This window comes from Mycolicibacterium boenickei, from assembly GCF_010731295.1.
GTDB classification, from domain to species: Bacteria; Actinomycetota; Actinomycetes; order Mycobacteriales; family Mycobacteriaceae; genus Mycobacterium; species Mycobacterium boenickei.
This window is the reverse complement of the sequence record NZ_AP022579.1, coordinates 2,216,944-2,237,377: the sequence shown is the minus strand read 5'-3', so window position 1 is coordinate 2,237,377 and position 20,434 is coordinate 2,216,944. Positions and strand designations below refer to the sequence as shown.

Sequence of the window (20,434 nt, the reverse complement as noted above, 5' to 3'; positions counted from 1 at the left end):
CTACCGGCACGACCCTATGTAAGCCGTGCACAGTGGGTCCGCCAGCGCATCGAGCACCTGACCGTCCGACGGCGCCGACCACGCGACCTTTGGTGGGGTGGTCGACCACATGGCCAACTCGACCACCGTGCTGTTGTCCGGATCGGCGATCAGGTACTGGTGCAGGACCCGGGTGTTGCCGAAGTTGACGGCCGCCGCGAACCGCCCTGGCCGGTCGGTGGTCACCGATGTACCGGCCCCCTGGCAGGTGCGCAGCGCGCCGACCGCGCCCTGCACCACCGCAAGGGCGGTCTGCCCGCCCTGCCACGTGTCCCCGCGCCAGTGGATCACCTGGACGCGCAGTTGCCAGTGCCCGTCAGGGCGGGAGACCTCGGACCGTGCCGCCACGGCGTAGTCGCGCGGATCTCCGGGGATCGGCGGTGACGCGCATTCCTCTTCGAAGCGGAAGCGTGGGGACACCGCGGTGACGGCCAAACCCGCCAGCCCGGGCCAGCGGTACTCGCGGTTCAGCGGCAGTTTCGAGGGGGCGACCCACGCCGAGTCCGGGATGCGGTCACACAGCGGCGGGCAGTCGGCACCGGGATCCGACCATGCCCGAGGTGGCCCTGCGGCCAGTCCGCAGAGCACGAATGACATCGCCACGATCACCCGCCATATCCCCACCGAGCGCCACAATATAGGTATGCAACTCACGCATTTCGGACATTCGTGCCTACTGGCCAGTATTTCGGACACCACCGTGTTGTTCGACCCGGGCAACTTCTCGCATGGGTTCGAAGGCATCACCGGGCTGTCGGCCATCCTGATCACCCACCAGCACCCTGACCACGCCGATACCGCGCGGTTACCCGCGCTGATCGATGCCAACCCGCAGGCGGCGCTGTACGCCGATCCGCAGACCGCCGCGCAGTTGGGTGAGCCCTGGCAGGCGGTGCATCCCGGTGACGAGTTCCGCGTCGGCTCACTCAACGTGCGCGGGACCGGCGGCAGGCATGCCGTGATTCACCCGGAAATCCCTGTGATCGACAACATTTCATACCTACTGGGCGACGACGAGCATCCGGCCCGGCTGATGCATCCGGGCGATGCGCTGTTCGTCCCCGGCGAACCGGTCGATGTGCTGGCCACCCCGGCGGCCGCCCCGTGGATGAAAATCTCTGAGGCCGTGGACTTCCTGCGTGCGGTGGCTCCGGAGAAGGCGGTGCCCATCCACCAGGGCATCATCGAGCCCAACGCGCGCGGGATCTACTACGGCCGGCTGGCCGAGATGACGAATACCGACTTCCAGGTGCTCACCGAGGAAAACGGGACTGAACTCTGATTCACGGCTCAGCCGTGGCGTTCTGATTCAGGCGATATCGCCCGCCGCACCCCGGCCGGCGGCTCGGCCGGAGAAGATGCAGCCACCCAGGAAAGTGCCCTCCAGCGACCGGTAGCCGTGCACCCCACCGCCGCCGAATCCGGCCGCCTCGCCCGCTGCGTACAGGCCCGCGAACGCCGTGCCGTCGTCCTTGAGCACCCGGGAATCCAGATCGGTTTCCAACCCGCCCAGGGACTTTCGGGTCAGGATGTGCAGCTTGACGGCGATCATCGGCCCGGCCTTCGGGTCGGTGAGGCGGTGCGGGGCGACGACACGGCTGAACCGGTCACCGAGGTAGCCGCGGGCCGCCCGGATCGCGGTGACCTGCCCGTCCTTGGTGAATTTGTTGACCACCTCGCGGTCTCGCGCCGTCACCTCGGCGGCCACGGTGGCGTAGTCGAGTTCCAGGACGTCCGGCACGTCGTTCATCGCGGCGACCAGTTCGCGCAGCGAGCGGGCGCTGACGAAATCCACGCCACGATCGACGAACGCCTGCACGGGTGCCGGCGCGCCGGGACGTACGCGGGACAGCACGTCACGCACGCTGCGCGAGGTGAGGTCGGGGTTCTGCTCCTGCCCGGACAGCGCGAACTCCTTGGCGATGATCCGCGCGTTGAGGATGAACCAGGTGTAGTCCTGCCCCGTGCGGCAGATGTGTTCGAGCGTGCCGAGGGTGTCGAAGCCGGGATACAGCGGCCCCGGAAGCCGTTTCCCGTTGGCGTCCAACCACAATGACGACGGGCCGGGCAGGATGCGGATGCCGTGGTCCGGCCAGATCGGGTCGTAGTTGGTGATGCCTTCGGTGTAGTGCCACATCCGGTCGCTGTTGATGACGTGCGCACCGGCGGTCTCGGAGATGCCGATCATGCGGCCGTCGACGTGCGCGGGGACACCGCTGAGCAGCTGCTCGGGCACCCGGCCCATGCGCGCCGGCCAGTTCTTGCGGACGAGGTCGTGGTTGCCGCCGATCCCGCCGCTGGCGACGATCACCGCGGCGGCGCGGAACTCGAAGTCGCCGATGACGTTTCGCGACGACGGTGCCCCACGCGGCGCATCGGAGGGCTCGAGCACCGCACCCCGGACCCCGACGACGGCGCCCTCGGACACGATGAGTTCGTCGACGCGGTGACGGTGGGCGAACCGCACCCGCGGCTCGCCGAGCAACCGGCGGGCGAAGACGTCGACGATCGCCGGACCGGTCCCCCAGGTGATATGGAATCGCGGCACCGAATTGCCATGCCCCAGCGCGCCGTAACCGCCCCGCTCGGCCCACCCGACCAACGGGAAAGTCTGCAATCCCCGGGCCCGTAGCCAGCTGCGTTTCTCGCCCGCGGCGAAATCGACATAAGCGTGTGCCCACTCGCGGGGCCAGTGGTCCTCGGGCCGGTCGAAGCCTGCGGTGCCCAGCCAGTCCTGCAGGGCCAATTCCTGGCTGTCATGGATACCGAGCCTGCGCTGTTCGGGGCTGTCGACGAAGAACAATCCGCCGAACGACCAGAACGCCTGCCCACCCAGGTTGGCGGCGTTCTCCTGGTCCACGATCAGTACCCGGTGGCCCCGCTCGACGAGTTCGCACGCGGCGACCAACCCGGCGAGACCCGCCCCCACGACAATGACATCGGCGTCTGCCATGAGACGCAAGACTAGCCCTAGTCAGGCGGCGTCGGTCAGTACCGAGAATCCTCGCCACCGGTAGACGGTGGGTACGCACTGGTGCAGCAAAGCCAGGTCGATCGCGTCGAGCATGGCCTGCCTGGGCCCGGGCCTGCGCAGGTGCCGCGCAGCGACCGCGACCCGCACGATGCCTTCGCGGCGCGCGGTGCGTTCGGCGGCCAGCACGACGGTGCGGCACCACCACGGCTCGGACAGGAAACCTTCTCCGATGCCGACCACCCGCGCCCGCGTCGTGGTCTGGCGGACCAGGTCGGTGACGCCGTTCAGGTCGGCGAGCAAACGAAAGCCGTTGCGCGGCAAGGCGGTCACCGTGCCCTGCGACACGGTCCAGCCGGGAGCGGCGAACAACCGGGTGCGCAGGCCCAGGTGTTCGAGCACCCGGTCGGCGCCCATCAGCCGCAGATTGGCCTCATGTGCGGGCAGTGAGGCGAACTCGCCGCGACGCTTCTTGGTCGCGGCCTCGTCGTAGCCGTGCAGGACCACGGCGTCACCGGCGCTGCGCCGGCGGGCCAGCCATTCCACGGTCTCGGCGTCGCGATCTAACCGGTAACCGCCCTTGAGCCGCGGCGCCACCATCATCGAGGCGGGCACGCCGCGGGCGTCGAGTTCGGCGCAGAACGACTCGACATCAGCCATCGTGCGATCGCTGATCTGCGATATCGAGACGATGAGTTGTCCGGTCACGCTGCCAGTGTGGCAACGTCAGATGTCGCGACGGTGTCGAACACTCTGACGCCGAATGTCTATTCGGCTAGAGCCTCGATCAGGCCGGCAGGACCGCTTCGATGGCTTCGATCACCTCGGGTGCGTCGGGTTCGGTGCGGGGCCGGAACCGGTTGGCCACCGTGCCGCCCGGGGCCAGCAGGAACTTCTCGAAGTTCCACTGGATGTCGCCGGCCTCACCTGCCGCATCGGCGGCCTGGGTCAGCTCGGCGTAGAGCGGGTGGCGGTCGGCGCCGTTGACGTCGGCCTTGGCGAGCAGCGGGAACGTCACGCCGTAGGTGGTCGAGCAGAACGTCTGAATCTCCTCGGCGGTGCCCGGCTCCTGGCCCATGAACTGGTTGCAGGGCACCCCGACGACGGTCAGCCCGCGCGCGGCGTAATCCTGGGCGAGCTTCTCCAGCGCGGTGTACTGCGGCGTCAGACCACATTTGGAGGCCACGTTGACCACCAGGACTGCACCGTCTGCCAACTCGGACAGCGTGGTCGGCTTGCCGTCGAGGGTGGTCAGCGGGATGTCGTTGAGGCTCATCGCCCCGACGCTACCGGACCTACTCGTCGAACAGGATCTGGGCCAGACTCTGCACCTTGGCGATCGGGTCACCGGCGGTGTCGATCGCGTCGTTGAGCCACAGCATCGAAAAACCATGCACCAGAGACCAAGCCGCCAGCGCGGCACCGGCCGGATCGGCAGCCGCCTTGGGGTCGGCCAGGGTGCCGACACCGCGGTTCAGCTCGGCCCCGGCGGCTGCGGCGGCAGCGACCAGATCGGGGTCGTTGTCGTCGTAGAGCGATTTGTCGAACATCACCTCGTAGTGGCCGGGGTGGTCGAGGGCGAAGCGCACATAGGCCTTGGCGGCGTCGATGAACTGCGGCCTGGCCTCGGTCAGCGCGGCGGCGAGGAGCTGGAACCCTTCGGTGGCCAGTGCGGTGAACAGCCCGCGCCGGTCGGTGAAGTGATGCGCGGGGGCCGCGTGGGAGACGCCCGCGGCGCGTGCGAGTTCGCGCAGCGAGATGCCGTCGGCGCCACGTTCGGAAACCAGGCCGGCAGCCTGCGCGAGGATCACGGCCTTGAGGTCGCCGTGGTGATAGCCCATGCGGCCATCCTAACCGTGGATCTTGACACCGCCTAGATCCGGCGTAGCGTGACAATCTAGACAGCGACAAGATTGGAGTCTGCGGTGGCCGTCTTTCTCACTCTCATCCTCGCCAGCCTGGCGGCCCGGGCGGTCGGCCTGCTCGGCGTGGACTATGTCGACAGCTGGCCCGCGGCAATCGCGGTCGGGCTGGCCGCGATGTTCGTCATGACCGGCGTCGCACACTTCGTCGACCCGCTGCGGCGCGACATGATCGCGATCGTGCCGCCTTCGCTACCCGCGCCCGGTGTGCTGGTGACAGTCACCGGCGTGCTGGAGCTGGCCGGCGCCGTCGGCCTGCTCTACCCACCCACCCGGGTGGCGGCGGCAGTGTGCCTGTTCCTGCTCATGCTGGCGATGTTCCCGGCCAACGTCTACGCCGCCAGGATGCCGAGCCCGCCCAAGTCGATGACTTCGCGGTTAAGCGTCCGGACCGCCGAAGAGGCTGTCTACCTGGCCGCTGCCGTAGTTGTCGCTGTCGGCGGCAGCTAGCAGCCAGGCGTACTGGAACGCGGCTTCCTTCCACCGCTCGTAACGTCCGGACAGGCCGCCGTGACCGGCCACCATCTCGGTCTTGAGCAGCACGGGATGGCCGTCTGTCTTCGTATGCCGCAGCGCGGCAACCCATTTCGCCGGTTCCACGTAGTACACCCGGGTATCGTTGAGCGAGGTCATCGCCAGGATCGCCGGATAGTCCTGCGCCGCCACATTCTCATACGGCGTGTAGGCCTTCATGTAGCGGTAGACCTCGGGGTCCTCCAACGGATTTCCCCACTCGTCCCACTCGGTCACCGTCAGCGGCAACGACGGATCCAGGATCGTCGTCAGCGCATCGACGAACGGCACCTGCGCCAGGATGCCAGCGAACAACTCCGGCGCCATGTTGGCCACCGCGCCCATCAACAGCCCGCCGGCACTGCCACCGAGGGCCACCAGATTCTGCGGGCGGGTCACCCCGTCGTCGATGAGATGGCGTGCCGCGGCGATGAAGTCGGTGAACGTATTCGTCTTCTCCAGCAGCTTGCCGTGCTCGTACCACGGCCGGCCGAGTTCACCACCGCCGCGCACATGCGCGATCACGAACACCATGCCCCGGTCCAACAAGGACAACCGGGCGATCGAGAACCGCGGATCCTCACACGACTCGTAGGCGCCGTAGCCATAGAGCAGCGTCGGAGCCGGGAACTGCAATCCGGCCCGGTGGATGATCGAGATCGGGACCTGCTCCCCGTCGGGTGCGGTCGCCCAATCCCGGCGCTCCACATAGTCTTCCGGCCGGTAGCCGCCGAGCACCGGCTGCTCGCGGAGCAGGGTCCGCTCGCCCGTGGCCAGGTCCAGGTCGTAGATCCGGGCCGGGGTGATGAACGACGTGGCACCGATCCGCAACTTCGGTGTGGACCAGTTCGGGTTCCCACCCATCCCCGCGGCGGTCAGCTCGGAATCGAAGGTCAGCTCCTCGCGCCGGCCGTAACCGTCCGCGGTGAGCGGCCACAGCGCCATCTTCGGCAACGCCTCACTGCGGTAACTGATCACGAGGAATCCGTCGAATGCGTCGACACCGTCCAGGCGCACGTCCGAGCGGTGCTCGATCAGGGTGCGGAAATCGCTCGGGTCGCTGACCGGAGCGTCGACCAGCATGAAGTTCTCGGCACCGTCGTTGTGCAGGATCAGGAACCGGTCCTCGCCCCCGACCACGGCGTGCTCGACGGAATACTCCACCAGATCACGACGCTCCCACACCGTGGTGAGCTCGGCCGTCGGGTCATTCGCGTCGACGTAGGCGACCTCGGTGGTGACCGCGCTGCCCGATGCGACGAACAGGTACTTGTCGCTACGGCTGCGGCCGATCGCGACCCAGAACCGTTCGTCGGGTTCGTGATACACCTTCTCCGACGGGAGGCCCGAAGCCAGCCGGTGCCGCCACACGGTGTCCGGCCGCCAGGCATCGTCGACCGTGGTGTAGTACAGCGTGCGGCTGTCGGCGGCCCAGGTGCCGCCGGCGCCGATCCCGGTGATCGTGTCGTCGTACAGCTCGCCGGTCCGTAAATCCTTGAACTTCAAGGTGTATCGCTCGTCGCCGAGAACGTCGACCGAGTAGGCCAGGATGTTGCCGTCCAGGCTCACCGTGGCTGCGCCGAGCGAGAAATACTCGTGGCCGTCGGCCTCGACGTTCTCGTCGAGCAGGATCTGCTCGCCGGGGATCTCGGCGTCGCCGTCCAGCTCGGGCGGCGTCCAGTCGTCGGGATCGTCGATCGGGCACCGGCAGTGCACCGCGTACTGCTTGCCCTCGAAGCTGCGTGCGTAGTACCACCAGCCGTTGCGGCGCATCGGCACCGAAAGGTCGGTTTCCTTGGTGCGGGCCTTGATCTCGTCGAAGATCTTCTGCCGCAACGGCTCCAGATGGGCCGTGGATGCGTCGGTGTACGCGTTCTCGGCTTCCAGGTGCGCGATCACCTCGGGGTTTTCCTTGTCGCGCAACCATTCGTACGGGTCGATGAACACATCGCCGTGATGCTCACGGCGATGATTGCCGCGCTTGGCGACCGGCGGCTGCACGGACTTGGTCATGCGCCGATCCAATCGTCGAACCGCAGGCCCGAAATCCGTTCGTACGCCTCGATGTACCGGTCGCGGGTGGCCGCCACGATCTCCTCGGGCAACGGCGGGGGCGGGGTGTCGCCGTGCCGGTCCCAGCCGGAGTCCGGCCCGGTCAGCCAGTTGCGGACGAACTGCTTGTCGAAGCTGTCCTGCACCACACCCTGCTGATAGCTCTCGGCGCGCCAGTACCGCGACGAGTCCGGGGTGAACACCTCGTCGGCCAGCACCACGTTGCCGTGCTCGTCGACACCGAACTCGAACTTGGTGTCGGCGATGATGATGCCCTTGGTCAGCGCATGGTCCGCACCTTGGATGTACGTCTGCAGCGTGCGTTCCTTCAACTGGTTCGCCAGGACCGGCCCGACCAGGTCGATCACGTGGGCGAACGAGATGTTCTCGTCGTGCTCGCCGATGTCGGCCTTGGTAGCCGGGGTGAACAGCGGCTCGTCGAACTTGCTCGCCTCCCCGAGCCCCGGCGGCAGCGGGATACCGCACACCGAACCCGACGACTGGTAGTCCAGCAGCCCCGAACCGGTCAGGTAGCCGCGCGCCACGCACTCCACCGGCAGCATCTTCAGTTGCTTCACCACCAGCGCACGGCCCAGCACCTCGGCGGGGATGCGCTCGTCGTCCGGCGGCCCGGCCAGGTGGTTGGGCGCGCTGATCAGGTCGAAGAAGAACACGCTCATCGCCGTCAGGATCCGGCCCTTGTCCGGGATCTGCGAGTCGAGGACGTAGTCGTAGGCCGAGATGCGGTCGGTCGCCACGAACAGCAGGTGCTCGTCGTCGATGCGGTACAACTCGCGGACTTTGCCGCTGGCCAGGTGCTGGTAGTCGGACAGAGCAGGGCGCATTGGGCCAGCCTATGTGTTGGGATCGGTTTCATGAGATCGCGGTACCTGCCCTATGCCAGCAGACCCGGCCGCTTGTTGGCCCAGTTGTTCAGCGACGTGGCCGTCATCACCTGGATCGCGGTGTGGATATTGGTCGGGATCGCCGTGCATTCGGCGGTGGCGACCATCGCCGAGGTCGGCAGGCAGGTCCAGAGCGGAGCCAACGGGGTTGCTGACAATCTGGGCTCCGCCGGCGACAGTACGGACAACGTTCCGCTGATCGGTGACACCTTGAGCAAGCCCCTGCGCGCTGCCAGTGACGCGGCCCTCGACATCGCCGGTGCGGGCGCCAACCTGGACAGCACGGCCAGCTGGCTGGCCTGGGTGCTGGCCCTGGCGGTGGCCGCGGCGCCGATCCTGTTCGTGGCAATGCCCTGGCTCTACCTGCGGGTGCGGTTCTTCCGGCGCAAGTGGACGGCGATCACCCTGGCCTCGACCGCGGCCGGTGAACAGCTGCTGGCCCTGCGGGCGCTGGCCAACCGGCCGCTGGCCAAGCTCACCGCGGTCTCCGACGACCCCGTCGGCGCCTGGCGCAGTCAAGATCAGCAGGCGATTCGGGGCTTGGCCGCCCTGGAGCTGCGTTCGGCAGGCATGCGTCTGCGCCGCATCGAGTGATTTCGTCAAAAAGTTTGACGAAGTTGCCCACGACATGTCGTGCCGACCCGGCTTTCCCGCCCCACGGTCCTCACCAAGATCGTCAAATATCTTGACGATCGGCCAGGCGGGAAAAGCTATCGAGTACCGCTCAACCGCCGCAGCCAGCTTCCGAACGGGTGCCGCACGGTGACCGACCCCATCCGGGCGCGGCCGCGCACGATGAGATGCAGCTGGCCGGACGGTGGGCTGGTGCGGACATTGGCGGTGACACTGCCCGCGACCGCTTCGACGCCGTTGACATCGGCGGTCGCCGACGCGGGCACGATCAGCTCGGTCGAGCTGCAGTAATCATCCAGAACGATCTCCACCACCGGCCCGGGCAGCGCCGCCGAGGTGAAGTCGAGGGTGGTGCTGCACAACCGGCTTTTCACATGCAGCACGGGCGCCACCGTCCACCGCCCGCGCCGGACGATCGACGACATCCACCCCCGCAGCTCCTCCGGAGGCGCACCCGGCGTCTGTACCGCCGGCACCGTCATCGGCAGATCCGCGACGACCGCGCCCAACTCACCCCGGGTGCGTGCGGCCAGTGCGGCGTCGTAGCGCTCGCTGAACTCGTCGAGCGTGATCATGCCCTCGGCTACCGCGCGTTCGAGCAGTTGCCCCACCTTGGCACGCTCGGCGTCTGAGACTCGGAGATGGTCATTCGGGCCGCAGTCCATGTCCCGAGGTTAGGCGAATTCCGCCACCAGATGCCGGATGCCGGTGTGACGGTTGCTGCGGGTCCACTCGACGGGCTTGACCAGACGAGCCGACGAGAACCGCGACAGCAGCTCCTCGAACAGCACCCGAAGCTCCAGCCGGGCCAGGTTGGCGCCGAGGCAGTAGTGGATACCGTAGCCGAAACCCAAGTGGGGATTGGGCTTGCGCGTGACGTCGAAAACGTCCGGCTGCTCGAAGACCAGCGAATCGCGGTTCGCCGACCCTTCCCAAACCTGGACCTTCTGCCCGGGTTCGATGTCGCAACCGCCCAAAGTGACGGCGCGGGTCGCGGTCCGGCGCTTGGACGGTGACGGTGAAGTCCAGCGCACCATCTCCTCGATCGCCGTGGGCAGTTCGGCGAGATCCTCCCGCAACAACGCCATCTGCGAAGGGTTTTCGATCAGGGCCAGCAGTCCGCCCGCCACGGCGTTGCGGGTGGTCTCAGCGCCGGCGCTGAACAGCAGGCTGAAGAACAGGTACAACTCCAGATCCGAGAGACAGGCGTCAGAAGCGTTGGCCACCACCGAGAGCATGTCGTCGCCGGGCTCGGCGCGTTTGGCCGCAATCAATTCGGAGCCGTAGGTGTACATCCGCGAGCCGGCCTCCTCGGGCGACAGCTGCGCCAGAGCCGCCGACCGGGAGCCGCCGAAGTCGAACTGCGGCTCGATCGCCTGAAACAGCCAATGCCGTTCGGATTCAGGCACGCCCAACAGGATGCAGATCATCTGCATGGGCAGCTCGGCGGCCACGTCGACCAGGAAGTCCAGCGGTTCGCCCGCCACCACATCATCGAGCAGCGGGCGTGTGCGGGCCCGCAGATCGTCTTCGACCCGCCGGATCATCCGCGGGGTCAGGCCCGAACTGACCAGGCGCCGGATCTCGGAGTGCCGCGGGTCGTCCATCATGTTGAGCACCTGCCCGGCGATGGACAGGTCCTGCAGCAGGGTTCCGCCGAATGGTCGGGTGCCGCCGGTCACCGAGGAGTAGGTCTCCGCATCACGCAGTACCGCAAGGGTTTCGGCGTGGGTGGCCACCGACCAGAAGCCCTCGCCGTCCGGGGTGTGTTCGGTGGGCTCGTGCCAGTACACCGGGGCCTCGCGGCGGTGCGCGGCGAACAACTCGTGCGGGAAACCCGACGCGAAGTTGTCCAGGTCGGTGAAGTCGGCCGCCAAACTCACAAGATGGCGCCCGAGGTGTACTTGGCGGCTTCGGGGTAGCGGCTGACCAGTTCGTCGACGGCGGCGACGACGCCGTCCACCTGGGCGCCCGCGGCTCCGGTGAAGGCCTGCTTGTCGGCCAGCGCGGCTTCCAGGGCGGCCCGGTCCAGCGGCAGCCGCGGGTCGGCGGCCAGCCGGTCGAGCAGGTCCGGCTCACGCCCCTGCTCGCGCATCGCCAAGGCGACGGCGACGGCGTGTTCCTTGATCACCTCGTGCGCGGTTTCGCGGCCCACGCCGGCGCGCACCGCGGCGATCAGGATGCGGGTGGTGGCCAGGAACGGCAGGTAGCGGTCCAGCTCGCGCTGGATCACCGCCGGGTAGGCGCCGAACTCGTCGAGCACGGTCAGGAAGGTCTCGGTCTGCCCGTCGATGGCGAAGAACCCGTCGGGCAGCGCGACGCGACGCACCACCGAGCAGAAGACGTCACCCTCGTTCCACTGCGCTCCGGCCAGTTCGGCGGCCATCGACGCGTACCCGCGCAGCACCACCTGCAGGCCGTTGACCCGCTCGCACGACCGGGTGTTCATCTTGTGCGGCATGGCCGAGGAGCCGACCTGCCCGGGCGCGAAGCCCTCGGTGACCAGCTCGTGACCGGCCATCAGCCGGATGGTGTGCGCCAGCGAGGACGGCCCGGCACCCACCTGCACCAGCGCCGAGAGCACGTCGTGGTCCAGCGAGCGCGGGTACACCTGCCCGACGCTGGTGAAAACGTCTGTGAATCCCAGGAATTGGGCGACACGCCGTTCCAGTTCGGCGAGTTTCGCAGTATCCCCGTCGAACAGATCGAGCATGTCCTGGGCCGTGCCCATCGGGCCCTTGATGCCGCGCAGCGGGTAGCGGTCGATCAGCTCACGCAGGCGGGTCAGGGCCACCAGGGTCTCTTCGGCCGCCGAGGCGAACCGCTTGCCCAGCGTGGTGGCCTGCGCGGCCACGTTGTGCGAGCGGCCTGCCATCACCAGATCGCGGTAGACGACCGAGCGTTCGGCCAACCGGGCCACCACGGCGACACCGTGGGAGAACACCAGTTCCAGGGAGCGACGGATCTGCAGCTGCTCGACGTTCTCGGTGAGGTCGCGGCTGGTCATGCCCTTGTGGACGTGCTCGTGGCCGGCCAGGGCGTTGAACTCTTCGATGCGGGCCTTGACGTCGTGGCGGGTGACGCGCTCGCGCGCCGCGATCGACGCGAGGTCGACGTTCTCCAGCACCCGCTCGTAGTCCTCGACCACGCCGTCGGGCACGGCGACACCCAGCTCGGCCTGCGCACGCAGCACGGCGAGCCAGAGTCGGCGTTCGGCGACGATCTTGGCCTCCGGCGACCAGATCGCGACCATTTCGTCGCTGGCGTAGCGGTTGGCCAGAACATTCGGGATCGTCACGAACACACAGCTTACGGCCCGCGCGGGGGGACCAATGAGACAGTGGACGGATGTACTTCGTCGGACTCGACCTCGCGTGGGGCGAGAAGAACCAGACGGGCGTGGCCGCCATCGACTCCGGTGGGCGGGTCCTTCACGTCGGTGTGGCCCAGGACGACGACGAAATCGCGGCGACGATAGAGCCGTACGTCAGCGGTGACTGCCTGGTCGCCATCGATGCACCGCTGATCGTCAAGAATCCGACGGGACACCGGCCGTGTGAGCGGGATCTCAACCGGGACTTCCAGCGGTTCGACGCGGGGGCACGCCCGGCGTTCACCGAGCGGCCCGAGTTCAAGCATCCGCGCGGTGCGCGCATCGCCGCTTCGCTGGGGCTCGACATGGATCCATCGTCGTCATCGAACCGGCGCGCGATCGAGGTGTATCCGCATCCGGCGAGCGTGGTGTTGTTCGGACTCGACAAGACCCTGAAGTACAAGCGGGGCTCGTTCGGCGACCGCCAGCGCGAACTGCTGAGGTTGATGACGTTCATCGAGGAGCTGGACACCGCGACGCCGCGACTGCGGGCCAACCGCAATGTCAACTGGGTGGAACTGCGTCGACGGATCGAGGCGGCCACGCGGCCGGGACAACTCGACCGCGACGAGGACCCCGTCGACGCCATGCTGTGCGCCTACACCGCGCTGTACTGGTATCACCGCCCTGAGGACGTGACGATCTACGGCGACTTCGATTCGGGCTACATCGTCACCCCGTCGCTACCCGCCAGCCGGCTGCCCCGGCCTCGACCGGCGCCGGTGAGCCAGGCCGCGCCGTCGACGGCTGTCGCCGAATACGCTGCCCGGCGCCCTGACCTGGTGGCTGCCACCGAGCAGTACCTCAAGCTGGTCACCGGCCTGCTCGACGAGGCAGGCATCAACTACCTGAGCATCACGGCCCGGACCAAGAGTGTCGATTCGTTCGCCGCGAAGGCCAACCGTCGGGCGGCCGATGGGACGCCCATGTACAGCGACCCGCTGGTGGAGATCACCGACCAGGTGGGTCTGCGGGTCATCACCTATCTGCGTGCGGACGTCGACGCGGTCGCCAACCTGTTGGCCGAGGAGATGCGGCTGCTGGACGACCAGGACATGGGCCTGCAGACCGCACGTCAGGGCCGGTGGGGGTACGCGAGCCGGCATCTGCTGTTCGGGGTCGAGGGCGAACAGTATCCGGCGTCCATCCAGGTCCGTACCGTCCTGCAGCACGCGTGGGCGGAGTTCGAGCACGACGTGCGGTACAAGGGTTCGGTGCCGGCCGAGCACGTCAGCGAATTGGACCGCCGCTTCACGTTGGCCGCCGGGCTTCTGGAATTGGCCGACCGCGAGTTCACCGAGATCCGGGAACGGCTGCGGCAGACCATGACCGAAGAACAAGAGGTCAAGTTCGCCGAGGCCGCCTCCGACGCACGCATCCCCAGCTCGGTGCTGGCCACCTATCTGGGCAACCGCTTCGCCGATGCCGGCTGGTCACGCACGGACCACTACAGCTGGATCTCGGGGTTGCTGCTCGAGCTCGGCATCACCTCATTGGATGCGCTGAAAGGCGTGCTGGATTCGGTGGACACCGACGAGATCAACCGGCTGATGGACTACCGGTTCCCGCCCGGCGCGGTCCGCCGCCTGGACGACGCGTTGCTCGCCATATTCGAGGACCGCTACATCGCCCTGGACGGCAATGCACATCGGATCCCTTTGCTGCAGAACCGAATCGAAAAGCTGCGAAAAGAGACCTAGGGGGCGTCGCCCAGATGGGTCGGGTCGGTGATGCCCGCGCCGCGGATGCCGAGTTGCCGGTTGATCAGCATGGTGATGCCGAACAGGACGATGCCGGTGGCCACCAGCGCCAGCGCCAGGATGTACTGCTCGGACGGCCGCCCCGAGGTCGGCAGCACCAGGTAGAGCGAGGCGATGAAGCCGATGACGGGCAGCGCGGTCGGAGTCTTGAAGTGCCCGCCCTCTTTTCGCACGTCGCGGCGCAGCACCAGGACCGCGACGTTGACCATCGCGAACACCGCGAGCAGCAGCAGCGAGGTGGTGCCGCCCAGTACCGCGATGGCGTCCTCGGAAGCGAACGTCGACACGTAGAAGATCAGGCAGAACGCCAGCAGGGTGGTGAACATGATTGCCACCCAAGGGGTGTGCCGCCGCGGGTGCACGACACCCAGCACCGGGGGCAGCACGTGCTGGCGTGACATGCCGTAGATCAGGCGGCTGGCCATCAGCATGTTGATCAGCGCGGTGTTGGACACCGCGAACATCGAGATGAACGGCAGGATGTTGTCGATCGGCAGGCCGGGCGCGCCTGCGTGGACCACCTCGACCAACGGGGACTTGCTGGCGGCCAGTGTCCCGACCGGGACCAGCGCGACCGCGATGACCGAGACCAGCACATAGACCAGGCCCGCGATACCCAGGCCGGACAGCAGCACCCTGGGGAAGATCCGCACGGGATCCTTTGTCTCCTCGGCCATGTTGACCGAGTCCTCGAAGCCGACCATCGCGAAGAACGCCAGGGAGGTGGCGGCCGTGACGGCAAGGAACGCATTCTTGCCCTCGGGTGTCTCGAAGGCGACGACCCGGCTGAAGTCCACTTCGGCGCTGCCGCCGGTGAATGCCCACAGCCCGACCAGGATCACCAGCAGCAGACCGGTGATCTCGACGAAGGTGAGAAATACGTTGAGCTTGACGCTTTCACTGACTCCGCGCAGGTTCACCACGGCGATCAACGCCATGAAGAACAATGCGAGTCCGATGATGCCGATCTTCTCCCAGCCGGGGGTGTAGTCGAAGTTGACCTCGAGACCTTTGAAGAAGCTCGCCGCGAAGAACCGCGAAGCCGTTGAGGCCGAGGTGATTCCGGAGCACATCACGATGAACGCCACCAGGAAGGTGACGAACTGGACGCCAAAAGCCTTGTGCGCGTACAGCGCTGCACCGGCTGCCTGCGGATACTTGGTGACCAGCTCGAGATAGCTGAACGCGGTGATGGTGGCGATCAGGAACGCCGCGAGGAACGGGAGCCACGCGGCACCGCCGACCTCCTTGGCGACCTGCCCGGTCAGCGCGTAGACACCGGTGCCGAGGATGTCGCCGACGACGAACAGCAATAACAGTCCGGGTCCCATCACCCGCTTGAGCTGTGGCTCCTCCGCGGTTGCGGGTTGCGACATTCCCCCTCCTTCAGCCTGTCAGCCGCGTACCCGCCCGTTCGTCCACGGGCGCCAGCACGTCGATGACGTCGATCAGCGTGGCGCGGGCACTGGCCCTGGGCCCCTCCCCTTCGTCGACCAACGATGCCACAACCGCGCCGTCGACGGCGCATACGAGGGCGGTGACCAGTTCGGCGCGCACCGAACGGCCCGAGCGTTCCACCACCTCGACCACGGCGTCGGTGCGCTGCTGCAGGATGCGCCGTTGGATGTCGCGCAGTCCGGGTTGCCGGGCGCAGGCGATGTAGCGCTCGTAGCGCGAGATCAGTTCCTCGATTCCACGCCGCTCCGGGGATTCCCCGAGCAACAGATCGACGAGGACGTCCGCGGTCGATTCGGCACCGCGCCGCCGCCGCGACAGGGCGGCCACTCCGGCGCTGAGTTGCTCGGCTTCCTGGGTTCCGATGTACTCGACAGCCTTCGCGATGAGGTCGTCGAGTGAGGAGAAGTAGTACGTCGTGGAGGCCAGCGGGAGGCCGGCACGACGCGCCACGGCACGGTGCCGGACGGCGTCGAATCCGCCTTCACAGAGCAATTCAGCGGCCGCCCTGACGAGGGCGTACCGCCGACGCTCCCCTTTAGGAGTGACCGCTGCCGTCACCTTCCACATGCTGCCAGCCGGGTCCCGTCCACATCGGGCTTTCGGTCAATCATCAGGCTCTACTCAGGTTTTTCCGCGCCGCCGGCGATCCGCCCGAGAATGCCACTGGCCGATGCCATTGTGGGGCGATGGCAAGATGGCCCGCATGCCCAACTTGACCCGTCGCGCAGTCCTGCGCCTCGGCGTCGGTGCGGCTGCCGGCGCCGCCGGTGCTGTAGCCCTCGCCTCCGCGCCCGTCTCACCCGCCAGCCCCGTGGCCGCGCCGACGTTCACCAGTGGGTCGTTCGTGTCGGCCGCGCGCGGCGGGACGAACACCAACTGGGCGATCGCGCGCCCGCCGGGACAAACCGGCAAACTCCGCCCGGTGATCGCGCTGCACGGCAAAGGGCAGGATGCCGCCGGTGTGATGGCCGGCGGAGTCGAACAGGGCCTGGCCGAGGCGGTCGCGGCCGGCCTGCCGCCGTTCGCTGTGGTCGCCGTCGACGGCGGTGGAAGCTATTGGCACAAACGCGCATCCGGGGAGGACTCGGGCGCGATGGTGCTCGACGAACTCATCCCGATGCTCGGCGATCAGGGCCTGGATACCTCGCGAGTGGGGTTCCTGGGCTGGTCGATGGGTGGCTACGGCGCGCTGCTGCTGGGTTCGCGGCTCGGGCCGGCGCGCACCGCGGCGATCTGTGCGGTGAGCCCGGCGCTGTGGACGTCATCGGGGGCTGCCGCGCCCGGGGCCTTCGACAGCGCAGCGGACTACAGCGCCAACAGTGTCTGGGGCCAGCCCGCGCTGGGATCGATCCCCATCCGGATCGATTGCGGCAACAGCGATCCGTTCTATTCGGCCACCAAGCAGTTCATCGGCGAGTTGCCCAATCCCCCGGCCGGCGGCTTCTCTCCCGGCGGGCATGACGGCAGCTTCTGGAGTTCTCAGCTGCCTGCGGAGATCGCCTGGATGGCCCCGCTGCTGGTCGCCTAGGACCTAGATACTGATGCGCCCCTCGGCGGCGGCCAGCCCGATGTCGCTGCGGAAGTGGCTGCCCGGCAACCGGATCGACTTGGCGAGCGTGTAGGCCGCTTCGCGCGCGGCGGGCAGGTCCGCTCCGGTGCCGACCACCGAGAGCACCCGGCCGCCCGAGGACACCACCTCGCCGTCCTCGCGGCGCGCGGTGCCGGCGTGCAGCACTCCGTCGGCTTCCGATCCGTGGATGACGTCGCCGACCCGCGGACGGCCGGGGTAGTTCTCCGCGGCCACCACGACGGTCACGGCGTAGCCGTCACGCCACTGCAGGTCGCCGAACGAGGCGAGCTCGCCGGTGGCCGCGGCGTTCAACAGCTGCCCCAGCGGCGAATCGAGCAGCGCCAGAACCGATTGCGTTTCCGGATCGCCGAAGCGGCAGTTGAACTCCACCACCGACGGACCGTTCGAGGTGATCGCCAAACCGGCGTAGAGCAGACCCGAGAACGAGCTACCGCGCGCAACCAGTTCCGCGGCAACGGGTTTGACGACCTCGTCGACAATCTGGTTCTTCACCGAGTCCGGCAGCCAGGGCAACGGCGCGTAGGCACCCATGCCACCGGTGTTCGGACCGGTGTCCCCGTCGCCGACCCGCTTGAAGTCCTGCGCGGGCAGCAGCGGCACCACGGTGGCGCCGTCGACCACGCAGAACAGTGACACCTCGGGGCCGTCGAGGAACGACTCCAGCAGCACCGGGTGCCCCGAGTCGAGCAGGCTGGCGGCGTGTGCCCGGGCGGCATCGCGATCCGCGCTGACCACCACTCCCTTGCCCGCGGCCAGGCCGTCGTCCTTGACCACCCAGGCGGCCTGGCCTGCGGGTGGCCCGAAGCGATCCAGCGCGGCGTCGAGGTGGGCCGGGTTGTCGACGATCTCGCTGCTCGCGGTGCGCACCCCGGCCTTGGCCATGACGTCCTTGGCGAAGGCCTTCGAGCCCTCGATGCGCGCGGCGTCCTTGCCGGCGCCGAAGCAGGCGATGCCGGCAGCCCGGACGGCGTCGGCCACGCCGAGCACCAGCGGAACCTCAGGACCGATCACCACCAGGTCGCTTTCCAGGCGCTTGGCCAACTTCACCACGGCCTCGCCGGAGGTGATGTCGACGTCGTACTGATCGGCGATGGTCTGGGTGCCGGCATTGCCCGGCGCCACCGCCAACTCCTCCACCTGCGGATCGCGGCGCAGGGCCAGCAGCAGGGCGTGTTCACGGGCACCGGATCCGATAACGAGGACGCGCACGGTCGTAGCGTAGCGGGAAACCTGCGGGCATACACTTGACGCCGCAGTGTATGGTCGACAGCAGGAATGTGCTCGCCGTCACACGAGGAGATGATCCGGCTTGACCACCATGAGCGCCTGCCCATTCGGCGCGGGGTACGACTTCACCGATCCCGACGTCCTGCTCCGCGGGATTCCCGTCGACGAGTTCGCCCAGCTGCGCCAGACCGCGCCGGTGTGGTGGAACGCGCAGGACGAGTCGATCTTCAACGACGGCGGTTACTGGGTGATCACCCGTCACGAAGACATCAAGACCATCTCCCGCGACGGCGGCACAGTGTGGTCGACCAACGCCAAGGGGGCCGTCATGCGGCTCCCCGAAGGGGTCACCTCGGAACAACTCGACCTCACCAAGGCGCTGCTGATCAACCACGACGCGCCCGAGCACACCCGGCTGCGCAAGCTGGTGTCGCGACTGTTCACCCCGCGTTCGGTGGCCGCCCTGGAAGAGAAGCTCGCCGTCGCGGCCCGGGAGATCGTGGCCGCGGCGGCCAAGAAGGACAGCGGCAATTTCGTCGACGACGTCGCGATGAGCCTTCCCCTGCTCGCCATCGCCGATTTGATCGGTGTGCCCGAGGAAGACCGCGAGAAGCTCTTCCACTGGACCAACGCGATCATGAACACCGACGACCCGGACTTCGACGCCGATCCGACGATGGCCAACGCGGAGCTCATGGGCTACGCGTACAACATGGCCGAACAGCGCCGGAAGTGCCCGGCCGACGACATCGTGACGCGCCTGGTGCAGGCCGATGTCGATGGTGACTCGCTCGGCGAGGTGGAGTTCGCATTCTTTGTGATCCTGCTCGCCGTGGCCGGTAACGAGACCACCCGCAACGCCATGACGCACGGCATGAACGCTTTCCTCGAAAACCCGGACCAGTGGGAGCTTTTCAAGCGCGAACGCCCCGAGACCGCGGTCGACGAGATCATCCGCTGGGCCACCCCGGTGCACTGCTTCCAGCGCACCGCCCTGGTCGACACCCAGGTGGGTGACGTCACCGTGAAGGCCGGGCAGCGCGCCGGCCTGTTCTACAGCTCGGCCAACTACGACGAGGAAGTCTTCGAGTCGCCCTTCACGTTCAACATCCTGCGCAACCCCAACCCGCACCTGGCGTTCGGCGGCAACGGCGCGCATTACTGCATCGGCGCCAACCTGGCGCGAATGGAGATCAAGCTGATGTTCAACGAGATCGCCGATCAGATCCCGGACATCGCCAAACTGGGTGAGCCGCAACGTCTCCGGTCCGGGTGGATCAACGGCGTCAAGGACCTGCCGGTCTCGTACCACGGCTGACCGGCGGCCTGACCGGCCCGTTGTTCTAGGATTCGCCCATGCGAACGCACGGGTGGTCCGGCTCGGCCCCGGCCACCGATGACGAGGCGATTGCCCGCATCCTGGCCGCGGCCGGGAAGGCCATCGACGAGCGGGGTGCGGACTTCTCGATCGCCGACGTGGCCCGCACCCTCGGTGTCACCCGCCAGACCGTGTACCGCTATTTCCCCAGCACCGATGCCCTGCTGGTGGCGGCTGCGGTGCATGCGGCCAGCGACTTCCTGGACCGGTTGGCCGCCCACATCAAGGGCATGACCGATCCGGTGGAGGCCGTCACCGAGTCCATCGCGACCTCGCTGGCGTGGCTGCCCCAGGACAAGCACATCGGTTTGCTCGTGGCTCCCGGCCGGGCGAACGCCCACACCGAGTCGGTGACCTCGGATGTCGCGGTCGACTTTGCCCGCGCCATGCTGCACAAGATGGACGTCGACTGGGCTGAGGCCGGTTACACCGACACCGAACTCGATGAGCTCGCCGAGTTTGTCCTGCGCATCATCCAGTCGTTCGTCATCGACCCGGGCCGTCCGCCGCGCACCGGCGAAGCGCTGCGCAACTACCTGCTGCGCTGGGTGGGCTCGGCGGTGGCGAGCGGGCATGTGGCATCCGAGAGGCCGTCAGCCGGGGTTTAGGCCG

General features: G+C 67.7%; 20 protein-coding genes. 7 read left to right on the top strand and 13 right to left on the bottom strand.

Translation table 11 applies throughout. The features are described from left to right. Positions 1–636, bottom strand: a complete 636-nt coding sequence (locus G6N57_RS10530; protein WP_077741884.1) for an ATPase — start codon at positions 634–636, stop codon at positions 1–3. A 46-nt stretch (positions 637–682) separates the two neighbouring features. Between G6N57_RS10530 and G6N57_RS10525 the strand changes: the two genes are divergently transcribed. Continuing rightward, positions 683–1,321: an MBL fold metallo-hydrolase gene (locus G6N57_RS10525; RefSeq protein WP_077740368.1), complete on the top strand. Its 639-nt coding sequence runs from the start codon at positions 683–685 to the stop codon at positions 1,319–1,321. A gap of 27 nt (positions 1,322–1,348) precedes the next feature. Here G6N57_RS10525 and G6N57_RS10520 read toward each other — a convergent pair whose 3' ends face one another. The 4 genes from G6N57_RS10520 to G6N57_RS10505 form a co-directional block, all read right to left on the bottom strand. Next, on the bottom strand, positions 1,349–2,992 hold the full coding sequence (locus G6N57_RS10520; protein WP_077740367.1) for an FAD-binding dehydrogenase: 1,644 nt from the start codon (positions 2,990–2,992) through the stop codon (positions 1,349–1,351). A 21-nt stretch (positions 2,993–3,013) separates the two neighbouring features. Further along, positions 3,014–3,718, bottom strand: a complete 705-nt coding sequence (locus G6N57_RS10515; protein ID WP_036447521.1) for a DUF2334 domain-containing protein — start codon at positions 3,716–3,718, stop codon at positions 3,014–3,016. A 79-nt stretch (positions 3,719–3,797) separates the two neighbouring features. Beyond that, positions 3,798–4,286, bottom strand: coding sequence for a glutathione peroxidase (locus G6N57_RS10510; protein ID WP_077740366.1), 489 nt, complete (start codon positions 4,284–4,286; stop codon positions 3,798–3,800). A gap of 19 nt (positions 4,287–4,305) precedes the next feature. After that, the gene (locus G6N57_RS10505; RefSeq protein WP_077740365.1) at positions 4,306–4,851 is read right to left on the bottom strand and encodes a TetR/AcrR family transcriptional regulator; all 546 of its coding nucleotides are present in this window, start codon (positions 4,849–4,851) and stop codon (positions 4,306–4,308) included. Positions 4,852–4,935: 84 nt separating this feature from the next. Here G6N57_RS10505 and G6N57_RS10500 point away from each other — a divergent pair, with 84 nt between their 5' ends. Further along, complete coding sequence (locus G6N57_RS10500) at positions 4,936–5,382, top strand: DoxX family protein (protein WP_077740364.1); 447 nt, start codon at positions 4,936–4,938, stop codon at positions 5,380–5,382. Here G6N57_RS10500 and G6N57_RS10495 read toward each other — a convergent pair. Beyond that, positions 5,311–7,458, bottom strand: a complete 2,148-nt coding sequence (locus tag G6N57_RS10495) for a S9 family peptidase (protein WP_077740363.1) — start codon at positions 7,456–7,458, stop codon at positions 5,311–5,313. The two genes, G6N57_RS10500 and G6N57_RS10495, sit on opposite strands and share 72 nt — an antisense overlap. Next, complete coding sequence (locus G6N57_RS10490; protein WP_077740362.1) at positions 7,455–8,342, bottom strand: phosphoribosylaminoimidazolesuccinocarboxamide synthase; 888 nt, start codon at positions 8,340–8,342, stop codon at positions 7,455–7,457. Before G6N57_RS10490 ends, G6N57_RS10495 begins: the two co-directional genes overlap by 4 nt. 30 nt (positions 8,343–8,372) lie before the next feature. Between G6N57_RS10490 and G6N57_RS10485 the strand changes: the two genes are divergently transcribed. Beyond that, positions 8,373–8,996 (top strand): hypothetical protein, encoded by a 624-nt coding sequence (locus tag G6N57_RS10485; protein ID WP_077740361.1) that lies wholly within the window; start codon positions 8,373–8,375, stop codon positions 8,994–8,996. Positions 8,997–9,112: 116 nt separating this feature from the next. Here G6N57_RS10485 and G6N57_RS10480 read toward each other — a convergent pair whose 3' ends face one another. From G6N57_RS10480 to purB, 3 genes are read right to left on the bottom strand one after another with little or no spacing between them, the layout of a single operon-like run. Continuing rightward, positions 9,113–9,700, bottom strand: coding sequence for a DUF1707 SHOCT-like domain-containing protein (locus G6N57_RS10480; RefSeq protein ID WP_077740360.1), 588 nt, complete (start codon positions 9,698–9,700; stop codon positions 9,113–9,115). Positions 9,701–9,709: 9 nt separating this feature from the next. Continuing rightward, the gene (locus G6N57_RS10475) at positions 9,710–10,912 is read right to left on the bottom strand and encodes a cytochrome P450 (protein WP_077741883.1); all 1,203 of its coding nucleotides are present in this window, start codon (positions 10,910–10,912) and stop codon (positions 9,710–9,712) included. Positions 10,913–10,914: 2 nt separating this feature from the next. Then, positions 10,915–12,333 carry an adenylosuccinate lyase gene (gene purB / locus G6N57_RS10470; RefSeq protein WP_075919394.1) on the bottom strand — a complete coding sequence of 473 codons (1,419 nt, stop codon included), beginning with the start codon at positions 12,331–12,333 and terminating at the stop codon, positions 10,915–10,917. Positions 12,334–12,383: 50 nt separating this feature from the next. Here purB and relZ point away from each other — a divergent pair, with 50 nt between their 5' ends. Then, positions 12,384–14,108 carry a bifunctional ribonuclease/(p)ppGpp synthase gene (relZ, locus tag G6N57_RS10465; RefSeq protein ID WP_075919119.1) on the top strand — a complete coding sequence of 575 codons (1,725 nt, stop codon included), beginning with the start codon at positions 12,384–12,386 and terminating at the stop codon, positions 14,106–14,108. On the opposite strand, the gene G6N57_RS10460 is transcribed toward relZ, so the two are convergent. Continuing rightward, complete coding sequence (locus tag G6N57_RS10460) at positions 14,105–15,544, bottom strand: APC family permease (RefSeq protein WP_077740359.1); 1,440 nt, start codon at positions 15,542–15,544, stop codon at positions 14,105–14,107. The genes relZ and G6N57_RS10460 overlap by 4 nt on opposite strands. 10 nt (positions 15,545–15,554) lie before the next feature. After that, complete coding sequence (locus G6N57_RS10455) at positions 15,555–16,193, bottom strand: TetR/AcrR family transcriptional regulator (protein WP_036447505.1); 639 nt, start codon at positions 16,191–16,193, stop codon at positions 15,555–15,557. 127 nt (positions 16,194–16,320) lie between these two features. Between G6N57_RS10455 and G6N57_RS10450 the strand changes: the two genes are divergently transcribed. Further along, positions 16,321–17,154 (top strand): alpha/beta hydrolase, encoded by an 834-nt coding sequence (locus G6N57_RS10450; RefSeq protein ID WP_077741882.1) that lies wholly within the window; start codon positions 16,321–16,323, stop codon positions 17,152–17,154. A 3-nt stretch (positions 17,155–17,157) separates the two neighbouring features. On the opposite strand, the gene purD is transcribed toward G6N57_RS10450, so the two are convergent. Beyond that, complete coding sequence (gene purD, locus G6N57_RS10445) at positions 17,158–18,426, bottom strand: phosphoribosylamine--glycine ligase (protein WP_077740358.1); 1,269 nt, start codon at positions 18,424–18,426, stop codon at positions 17,158–17,160. A 109-nt stretch (positions 18,427–18,535) separates the two neighbouring features. On the opposite strand from purD, the gene G6N57_RS10440 reads away from it, so the two are divergent. After that, complete coding sequence (locus G6N57_RS10440) at positions 18,536–19,762, top strand: cytochrome P450 (protein WP_174814552.1); 1,227 nt, start codon at positions 18,536–18,538, stop codon at positions 19,760–19,762. Positions 19,763–19,800: 38 nt separating this feature from the next. Further along, a complete protein-coding gene (locus tag G6N57_RS10435) occupies positions 19,801–20,430 on the top strand; it encodes a TetR/AcrR family transcriptional regulator (RefSeq protein ID WP_077740356.1) in 630 nt (209 codons plus the stop codon). Positions 20,431–20,434 lie beyond the last annotated feature (4 nt).